The organism is Candidatus Aminicenantes bacterium (assembly GCA_026393795.1).
Lineage (GTDB): Bacteria > Acidobacteriota > Aminicenantia > UBA2199 > UBA2199 > UBA2199.
The window spans coordinates 1-9904 of the sequence record JAPKZL010000214.1 but is presented as its reverse complement, the minus strand read 5'-3'; the positions used below and the strand labels follow the sequence as shown (position 1 = coordinate 9904).

5 protein-coding genes are annotated in these 9904 nt (G+C 56.7%); 1 reads left to right on the top strand and 4 read right to left on the bottom strand.

The window, feature by feature from the left end:
- The coding region (locus tag NTW95_10505) for a DDE transposase (GenBank protein MCX6557843.1) at positions 1-135 on the top strand (135 nt) is incomplete at its 5' end.
- 269 nt (positions 136-404) lie between these two features.
- On the opposite strand, the gene rpoC is transcribed toward NTW95_10505, so the two are convergent.
- From rpoC to rplJ, 4 genes are all read right to left on the bottom strand, one after another.
- Entirely contained in the window at positions 405-4550 is a 4146-nt protein-coding gene (gene rpoC / locus NTW95_10500) for a DNA-directed RNA polymerase subunit beta' (GenBank protein ID MCX6557842.1), read from the bottom strand.
- A 9-nt stretch (positions 4551-4559) separates the two neighbouring features.
- Entirely contained in the window at positions 4560-8915 is a 4356-nt protein-coding gene (gene rpoB / locus NTW95_10495) for a DNA-directed RNA polymerase subunit beta (GenBank protein MCX6557841.1), read from the bottom strand.
- Between the two features lie 48 nt (positions 8916-8963).
- Positions 8964-9353 (bottom strand): 50S ribosomal protein L7/L12, encoded by a 390-nt coding sequence (rplL, locus tag NTW95_10490; protein ID MCX6557840.1) that lies wholly within the window; start codon positions 9351-9353, stop codon positions 8964-8966.
- Positions 9353-9904 (bottom strand): 50S ribosomal protein L10 (gene rplJ / locus NTW95_10485; protein ID MCX6557839.1); only part of this gene is annotated, 552 nt, incomplete at its 5' end. The genes rplJ and rplL, both read right to left, overlap by 1 nt.

Here is a 9904-nt window from a genome sequence, read left to right as displayed (position 1 = left end):
AAATTCCATGGTGTGTCAAAAGAGAAGTTTCCTTTTTATCTGAAGGAAATGGAGTTCCGTTACAATCATCGGCATGAAAGCATCTTCCATTTGCTTTCCAGTTATGTTACAAAATCAGTGCAAGATCTTTTATAATTACCTTAATTTATTTTCTTCATAAACAAAAATATATTTGAATGTTTTTTTAAAAGGCTATGCCTGGCGGCGCGGATGGGAATAATCTGTTTGAATTGCATCTTAATCCGCCCTTTATCCCCCTTACCACGGGGGGGCCGCAAGCGGGGATATGTTTTGAAAATGGTTTTTCAAGAGGGCATAAGGCCATATGCCCCGAATATCGAAAGACTAGACAAGGGTATGATTTGTCGTAGGGGTTTGATTAATCAAACCCCTACCCCGATTCGTTATTTCGCTATCTTGAACTTGCCTTCCACTTTGTCTATTTCCACCTGCTGGTAGTAGGAGTAGCCGGTGCCGGCGGGGATCAAGCGACCCATGGTCACGTTCTCCTTGATGCCCAGCAAATGGTCTTCCTTGCCGGCGATGGCGGCATCGGTCAGTATGCGCGTCGTTTCCTGGAAGGCGGCGGCGGAAAGGAAGCTGTCGTTGGCCAGGGCGGCGCGGGAGATGGGTAGTAGCGCCGGTTTGGCTTGGGCCGTCTTGCCGCCCTCGGCCTGGACGCGGGCGTTTTCCTCCTCGAATTTCCATTTCTCGATGATCTGGTCGGGGATGAACACGGTGTCGCCGACCTCTTCCACGCGCCGCCACTTGATCATCTGGCGGATGATGATCTCGATGTGCTTGTCGTTGATCTCCACGCCCTGCAGCCGGTAGACATCCTGGATCTCCTTGAGCAGGTATTCGGCCAGCTTCTGCTCACCCAACACGGTGAGGATGTCGACCGGATTCAGCGGGCCGTCCATCAGCGGTGTCCCGGCCGTGATCTTGCCGCCGTCCTCGATGATGATGTGCGCGCCGCGCGGGATGCTGTGCTCGTCGGGCTTGACGTTCTTGTCCAGGGAGCGGATGGTGATTTTTCGCGCGCCTTTCTGCACCTTGCCGTATTCGATGATGCCGTCGATCTGGGCCATCTTGGCCGGGAATTTCGGCTTGCGCGCTTCGAACAATTCGGTGACGCGGGGCAGGCCGCCGGTGATGTCCTTGGTTTTGGCGAACTCGGAAGGGATCTTGAACAGGACGTCGCCGGCCTTGACTTCGTCGCCGTCCTTGACCGAGATGTGGGCGTTGACCGGCAGGTAGTATTTTCTCTTGATCTTGTTGGTTTCCTTGTCGCGGATGGAAATGTTGGGCAGCAGCTCATCGCGCAGTTTTTCATTCTTGATGTCGATGACCAGCTGGGTGATCTTGCCGGTCTCCTCGTCGCGGGCGTTGACGAAGGATACGTTTTCCTCCAGGTCCTTCAGCTCGACGATGCCTTCGTCATTGGTCAGCAGCGAATTGGCGAAGGGATCCCATTCCAGAAGCAGATCGCCCTTCTTGACCGCCTGATTGTCCTTGACCAGGATCTTGGAGCCGTAGGCGACGGGATACATGGCCTTTTCCCTTTTCTTGGAATCCAGGATCTGTACGGAGCCGATGCGGTTCATTGCGATGAAGTCGCCGTTTTTATTCAGGGTGATTTCCAGATTATTGTATTTGATGATGCCTTCATAACCGGCCTGCAGGTGGGTCTGGCCCTCGTGGCGGCCGATGCCGCCGATGTGGAAGGTGCGCATGGTCAGCTGCGTTCCCGGTTCGCCGATGGACTGGGCGGCGATAATGCCCACCGCTTCGCACAACTCGATCTGCTTGCCGGTGGAAAGGTTGCGGCCGTAGCACTTGCAGCAGACGCCGCTGCGCGTCTCGCAGGTCAGGGCGGAGCGGATCTTGGTCTTCATGATGCCGGAATCGACGATCTCCTTGCCCTTGTATTCATCGATCTCCTCGCCGGCCTTGACGATGACCTTCTCCGGGTTGTCCGGGGAATAGATGTCCTCCAGGGCGACGCGCCCGATCAGGCGGTCGATCAGTGGCTCGATCTCCTTGCCGTTCTCGATGATGGCCGATACTTCGATGCCGTTCAGCGTGTGGCAGTCCTCTTCCTTGACGATCACCTCGTTGGCGGCGTCAACCAGCTTGCGGGTCAGATAGCCGGCGTCGGCGGTTTTCAGGGCGGTGTCGGCCAATCCCTTGCGCGCGCCGTGCGTCGAGATGAAGTACTGCAAGACCGACAGGCCTTCCTTGAAGTTGGCCGTGATCGGGGTTTCCAGAATCTCGCCCGAAGGTTTGGCCATGAGGCCGCGCATTCCCGCCAGCTGCTTCAACTGGTCCTTGCTGCCGCGGGCCCCCGAATCGGACATGACGAAGATGGGGTTCATCCCCTCGCCTTCGTAGCTCATGGTGCGCATCTGGGCGAACATCTTCTCGCGGATGTCGTCGGTCGCCTTGCTCCAGATCTCGATGATCTTGTTGTGCCGTTCGCCGGCGGTCAGATGGCCGGCCTTGTAATTGCGCTCGATCTTCTCCAATTCCTTCTCGGTCAGAGCGATGATTTCCTGCTTCTCCGGCGGTACCAGCAGGTCGGATATGCTGATGGTGAAACCGGCGCGGGTGGCATAATCAAAGCCGGCTTCCTTCATCTTGTCCAGGGTCTCCACCGTGGGGCCGAAGCCATTATTGAGGTAGATGTAATAGATCAGGTTCTGGATGCCTTTCCTCTTCATCAAGCCGTTGATGAAGGGGATGCCCTTGGGCAGGAGCTCGTTGAAAATGACCCGCCCGGGGGTAGTGACCAGCAGGTGGTTGTCCTCTTTCTTGATCTCGGTGATCGGGCAGTTGACGACATCCTGGGGGTCGAAGGAATAGGTATCCATATTCTTGATGGTGCCGATGTATTTTACCCGGATGCGGGCGTTCAAATCGACCTTGTTTTGTTCGTAGGCCTGCAACACATCCTTGAACGAGGGGAAAATCATGTTTTCGCCTTTCAGGTTGCGCTTGGTAAAGGTCATATAGTAAAAACCGAGGATCATGTCCTGGGTGGGAACGGCCAGGGGCTTGCCGTTGGCCGGGGACAGGATGTTGTTCGTGGAGAGCATCAGGATCTTGGCTTCCGCCTGCGCTTCAAGCGAGAGCGGGATGTGCACGGCCATTTGATAGCCGTCAAAATCGGCGTTGAAGGCCGGGCAGACCAGCGGGTGCAGGGTAATGGCGTTGCCTTCGACCAGGTGCGGCCGGAAGGCCTGGATACCCAGACGGTGCAGCGTGGGGGCGCGGTTGAGCAGCACGGTGTGCTCCTTGATCACCTCGTCCAGGGCGTCCCAGATCTCGTCGCGGTTCTCCTCGACCCAGGTGCGAGCCACCTTCAGCGTGGTCACCATGCCTTTCTTTTCCAGCTTGTTGTAAATGAAAGGCTTGAACAATTCCAGGGCCATCTTCTTGGGCAGGCCGCACTCGTCGAGCTTCAGATGGGGATCGACCACGATCACCGAACGACCGGAGTAATCGACGCGCTTGCCGAGCAGGTTCTGGCGGAACCGGCCCTGCTTGCCCTTCAAGGAATCGGAAAGCGATTTCAAGGGCCGCTTCTGCGAGCTCATGTAGCTGCGGCTGCGCTTCTGGTTGTCGAACAGGGCGTCGGCCGACTCCTGGAGCATGCGTTTTTCGTTTTTAATGATCAGTTCGGGCGCCTTGAGGTCCAGGAGCCGCTTCAGGCGGTTGTTGCGGTTGATCACCCGCCGGTAGAGGTCGTTCAGGTCCGAGGAGGCGAAACGGCCGCCATCGAGGCGCACCAGCGGGCGAAGATCGGGGGGCATCACCGGCAGGACCCCCAGCACCATCCACTCGGGGCGGTTGCCCGACTTGAGGAAATCCTCCATCAGCTTCAGCCGCCGGGCCATGTTCTTCTTGCGCTGGAACGATTTTTCCACCCGGATGCGCGATTTCAGGCTGTCGACCTCTTCCTGCAGATCCAGCGCCGACAGGAGCTCGTGCAGCGCCTCGGCCCCCATGCCGGCGCGGAAACCGTCCTCGCCGTACTTGGCGACCAGCTCCTGGTACTCGTCCTCGGAAAGCACCTGCTTGTACTTCAGCGCCGGGACGTTCTTGGGATCGAGCACGATATAGCTCTCGAAATAGACGATATGCTCCAATTCCTTGGAGCTGATCTCAAGCAAAACGCCGATGCGCGAGGGGATGCCCTTGAAAAACCAGATGTGGGCGACCTTGGAGTTCAGTTCGATGTGGGCCATGCGCTCCCGGCGCACCGAGGCCAGCGTGACCTCGACGCCGCACTTTTCGCAGACGATGCCCTTGTATTTCAAGCCTTTGTACTTGCCGCACAGGCAGCGGAAATCCTGGGTCGGTCCGAATATTTTCGCGCAGAAAAGCCCGTCGCGCTCGGGTTTGAAGGTGCGGTAGTTGATGGTCTCCGGCTTGGTCACTTCCCCGTAGGACCAGCTGCGGATGATTTCCGGAGAAGCGATGCTCACCTTCACGTGGCTGTAGTCCATGATCTTTATTTCTTTGCCGTCTTTCTTTAGTTTTCGCATCCTTGCTCCTTAGGAGATATTGGCGATGTTTTCCTGAACCTTGCTTTCATCGCTGACCTTTTCCTTCTTGACCAGTTCCATGTTCAGGACCAGACTTTTCAATTCCTTGACCAGGACGTTGAACGACTCCGGCAGCCCGGGGTTGAAGTCCATGGTCCCCTTGACGATCGCCGAATATATTTCATTCCTACCGCTGATGTTGTCCGACTTGATGGTCAGCATTTCCTGCAGGATGTAGGCGGCGCCGTAAGCCTCCAGGGCCCAGACTTCCATCTCGCCGACTCGCTGGCCGCCGAACTGCGCTTTCCCGCCCAGCGGCTGCTGCGTGATCAGCGAATACGGTCCGGTCGAGCGCGCGTGGATCTTGTCGTCGACCATGTGCTCGAGCTTCATCATGTACATGTAGCCGACGGTGACCTTGCTCTTGAAGGTATCGCCCGAAATGCCGTCGTAGAGGACGACCTTGCCATCCTCGGGCAACCCGGCTTTCTTCAGGTAGGCCCTGACATCGCTTTCCGTGGCCCCGTCGAAGACGGGGGTTTCAAAGTAGCAGTTCAGCTCCTTGCCGGCCCAGGCCAGTATCATTTCGTACACCTGGCCGACGTTCATGCGCGACGGAACGCCCAGCGGGTTGAGCACCACGTCCACGTAGCGGCCGTCCTCGAGGAAAGGCATGTCCTCGACCGGGAGAATCTTGGCCACGACGCCCTTGTTGCCGTGGCGGCCGGCCATCTTGTCGCCGACGGAGATGTTGCGGTTGACCGCGATCAGGACCTTGACGATCTTGATGATGCCCGGAGAGAACTCGTCTCCGCGTTCCATCTGGTCGATCTTCTCCTGCTTTTCCACCTTCAGGGCTTCGATGTGCAGCCGCACCTTCTTTTCCACTTCGCCGATCAGGTTGCGGGCGTCGTCGGCGATGCATTTCTTCACTTCCTTGAGGAAGGAATCGTTCATTTTCTCGAGGTCTTTCGCCGGGATGGCGTGCCCTTTTTCGAATTTCTTCTTTTCGAAACTGAAATCCTTGGCCAGCTTTTCCTTTTTCAGCAGCTTGGCGATCTTCTGGAACTTTTCGGCCGTCAGGATCTTCTTTTCATCGTTGAAATTCCTGTCCAGCTTGGCGACCTCGATCTGGTCGATCTCGAGCGCGCGCTTGTCCTTGGTGAGCCCGCGGCGGGTGAACACCTTGACGTTGATCACCGTCCCCTCGACGCCCGGGGGGCAGTAGAGGGAAGAGTCCTTGATTTCGGAGGCCTGCTCGCCGAAAATGGCCCGCAGCAGCTTCTCTTCGGGCGAGAGCTGCGTTTCCCCCTTCGGCGATACCTTGCCGACCAGGATCTCGCCCGGCTTGACCTTGGCGCCGATGCGCACGATGCCGCTCTCATCAAGGTTTTTCATGGCCGCTTCCGAGACGCTCGGGATGTCGCGGGTGATCTCTTCGGGGCCAAGCTTGGTTTCTCGCGCCTCGATGGTTTCCTCGACGATGTAGATGGAATTGAAGGCCGAATTCTTGACCAGGCGCTCGCTTAAGATGATGGCGTCCTCGTAATTGTAGCCGCGCCAGGGGACGAAGGCGGCGAGGATGTTCCGGCCCATGGCCAACTCGCCCTTGTCGGAAGCCGGGCCGTCGCACAGGATCTGCCCTTTTTCCACCCGCTCGCCCACGCGCACCAGCGGCTTCTGGTTGATGATGGTGTTCTGGTTGGAGCGCCGGAACTTCTGCAACTCGTACAGGTCGGCGCGGATCTCGGAAAAATCAAGGTCGTCGGCGTCATCGGAATCGACGCGGACGATGATGCGCTCGGCGTCGGCGTTCATCACCACGCCGGAACGCCGGCAGACGATGACCATGCCGGAGTCCTTGATCAGCCGGTATTCCATGCCGGTGCCGACGATGCAGGCTTCGGGATTGATCAGCGGCACGGCCTGGCGCTGCATGTTGGACCCCATCAGGGCGCGGTTGGCGTCGTCGTTTTCCAGGAACGGGATCAAGGCCGCCGATATGGAGACGATCTGCTTGGGCGAAATGTCGATGAAATTGACCTCGAGCGGGTCGACCAGGATGGTTTCCCCGGCTTTGCGCGCGTCGATTTTCTTGGCGACCAGGCGGTTGTTCTTGTCCAGCTCGGAGTTGGCCTGGGCGATGGCGAACTCTTCCTCCTCCCAGGCGCTCAAATAGAAGGGATGGTACTTGATCAGCGGCACTTTCTTGCCCGCTCTTTCCAGGCGCGCCATTTCGGCGCGGACCTCGTCCTCGCGCACGATGTCATGGTAGGCGAATTTCGCATCGCCGGCGTATTCGATGCGGTAATAGTTGACCACATGGCCGTTTTCCACCTTGCGGTACGGGGTTTCGATGAAGCCGTAGTCGTTGACCCGGGCATAGGTGGTCAGCGACGAGATCAAGCCGATGTTCGGCCCTTCCGGAGTTTCGATGGGGCAGATGCGGCCGTAATGGGACGAATGCACGTCACGGACTTCGAACCCGGCGCGGTCGCGGTTCAAACCGCCGGGGCCCAACGCCGAGATGCGCCGCTTGTGGGTGGTCTCGGCCAGGGCGTTGGTCTGGTCCATGAACTGCGACAGCTGCGAGGTGCCGAAAAATTCCTTCAGGGCGGCGAAAACGGGCTTGGTATTGAGCAGCTCGCGCGGAAGCATGACGGTGATGTCGGGAGCGTTGGTGATGCGCTCGCGGATGATTTTTTCCAGGCGCATCAGGCCGATGCGGAAACCGTTTTCCACCAGCTCGCCGACGGCGCGGATGCGGCGGTTGGCCAGATGATCGATGTCGTCGACGCGCATGGTGCCGGTCCGGTCGAATTTCAACTTGAGGAAATAGCGGACAATCTGCACCATATCCTCGAGGGTGAGGGTGAAAACCTCGGTGTTGTTGTCCTTTTTGAAGCCGAGCTTGATGTTCAGCTTCATGCGGCCGACGGAGGACAAGTCGTAGCGCCGGGGGTCAAAAATCATGTTTTCAAAAAACTTTCTGGAACCCTCCAGGGTGACCGGCTCTCCCGGGCGCAGCTTCTTGAACACTTCGATGAAGGCATCGCCCTGGTTCTTGGACACCTTGTCTTCGAGCTCGCTCTCCGACTTGATGGCCACCTTGTCGGTGATTTCGACGTCCTTCTTTTTCTTGTCCTTGCGCAGCGTGTAGGCCAGCATCGGGCCCAGTTCCTCTTCCTCGCTCTCGGGGAAGAAGACCTTGAATTCGCACTCCAGCTTGCGCAGTTTCTTGATCTGGGCGGTGCCGATCCCCTCATTGAGCTTCAGCACGTTCTCCAGGTCGGCGGCCGCGTAGATGTCCTCGAACAGCTCGATGTCCACCGGCACGTACTCGATGCCGAGCCGTTCGAAATCCTTGATGTGGCGGATCATCAGCTTGGTGCCAGCGGGCAGGATCTCGTTACCCTTCGCGTCGCAGACGGGATTGGTCAGCTTGTTGTCCTTCAGGAAACGGGAGTTTTGGAAATAGAAAATGCCGTTCTGCACTTTGGCCGGGACTATGGTGTAGAACCGTTTCAGGATCTCGGCGTCGTCGGCCAGGCCCATGGCCTTCAGAAAAGTCGTGATATTGATGCGCTTGGTCTTTTTGTCCAGGCGCACCTGCAGCAGGTTCAGCTTCTCTTCCAGCTCGATCCACGCTCCGCGAGCCGGTATGATCTTGGCCGTGAATTCCCCGCGCGATTTCCCGGGCATGAAGTACACGCCCGGAGAGCGCTGTAGCTGGGAAACCACCACCCGTTCGGTGCCGTTGATGATGAACGTTCCTTTTTCGGTCATGAAAGGGATCTCGCCGAAAAAAATCTCCTGCTCCTTGACGTCGCGGATCACCTTGTCGCCCTTCTTGTCTTCGCCGTACAGGGCCAGGCGCAGCTTGACCTTCAGGGGGATCGAATAATCAAATCCCTTGTCCAGGCATTCCTCGGGGGTGTTGCTGATCTTCAGCCGCACGCGGTCGCCGCACAGGTCGCAGGTCTTGTAAATGACCGTTCCCTTTTCGTGGCATTCGCCGCAGACGGAATTTTTGCCGGTCTCGTTTTCCGCCGACAGCACGCCGCCGCAATGGGTGCACACCGGCATCGAATTCTCGATCCCCTGCAGGGCGCCGCACTTGCACATCCATTCACCCAGGGAGTAGGAAACGAAATCCAAAATAGCGGTTTCCTTGAAGTCGGAGATGGGGAAAATGGATTTGAAAGCCGCTTGGATGCCTATGTTCTTGCGGTTCTCCGGCAATTGATCGATCTGTAAAAAGGTCTTGTAGGATTTTTTCTGGATTTCAAGCAAATCGGGAACTTCAATGGGGCTAGAAATTTTAGAGAAACTTACCCTTTGAACGTACTTGTTAGTTGATTGCATACCAATCCTTTAATTTTTTCATTTTTCAAAGGTCAATAAAAAAATCATTTACTTGACTTCGATCTCGGCTCCTACTTCAGCGAACTTTTTCTTGATGGTCTCCGCTTCTTCCTTGGAGACACCTTTCTTGACGGAAGCGGGGGCCTTGTCCACGACATCCTTGGCTTCTTTCAAGCCCAGGTCGGTGACTTCGCGGACCACTTTGATGACGTTGATCTTCTTGTCGCCCACGCTCTTCAGGATGACCTCGAAGTCGGTCTTCTCTTCCGCCTGACCGGCATCCGCCGTTGCCGCGGGTGCGGCAGCGCCGGCGGCCATGGCCGCCATTTCCGCCTTGATTCCGTACCGGTTTTCAAACTCTTTGATATAATCGGCTAGTTCCAGCACCGTCAGATTATCCAAATGCTTGAAAAAATCTTCCTTCTTTACTTCAGCCATTATATTGGTCCTCCTTTTTCTTTTTTTGCCTGCAAATTCTTGAACAAAACCAGCATGTGGCTCAACGGCGCCGACAGCGCCGAACCGAAACGGCGCAGCGGCATGCCGATGGAAAAGACCAGTTGGGCGAGCAACTGTTCCTTGCCCGGCAACTTGGCCACTTCGCTTATCTGCGCCGGGGTGACCAGCTTTCTTTCGATGAACCCGGACTTGATCTTGATCTTTTTGCTCTCTTTCTCAAATTCGACCAGGGCTTTGGCCGTTTCGACGAATTTTTCATTGCTGTAGGCGACGGCGATCGGCCCGCTGAAGAGCTCGCGGCCGATGGCCATTTTTTCCTTTTCGAAAAACTTGATGGCCAGCCTGTTCTTGATCACCTTGACGTTGGCTCCCAGCTTCTTGATGCGGTTGCGCAAGCCGCCCATCTCGGAAACCTTGAGCCCGCGGTAATCAAAGAGGTAGACGCCGTTGCAATTGAAAATATCGGCCAGTCCCTCCACGGTTTTTTTCTTTTTTTCGAGTATCTGTGAACTTGCCATGACGTTCTCCTT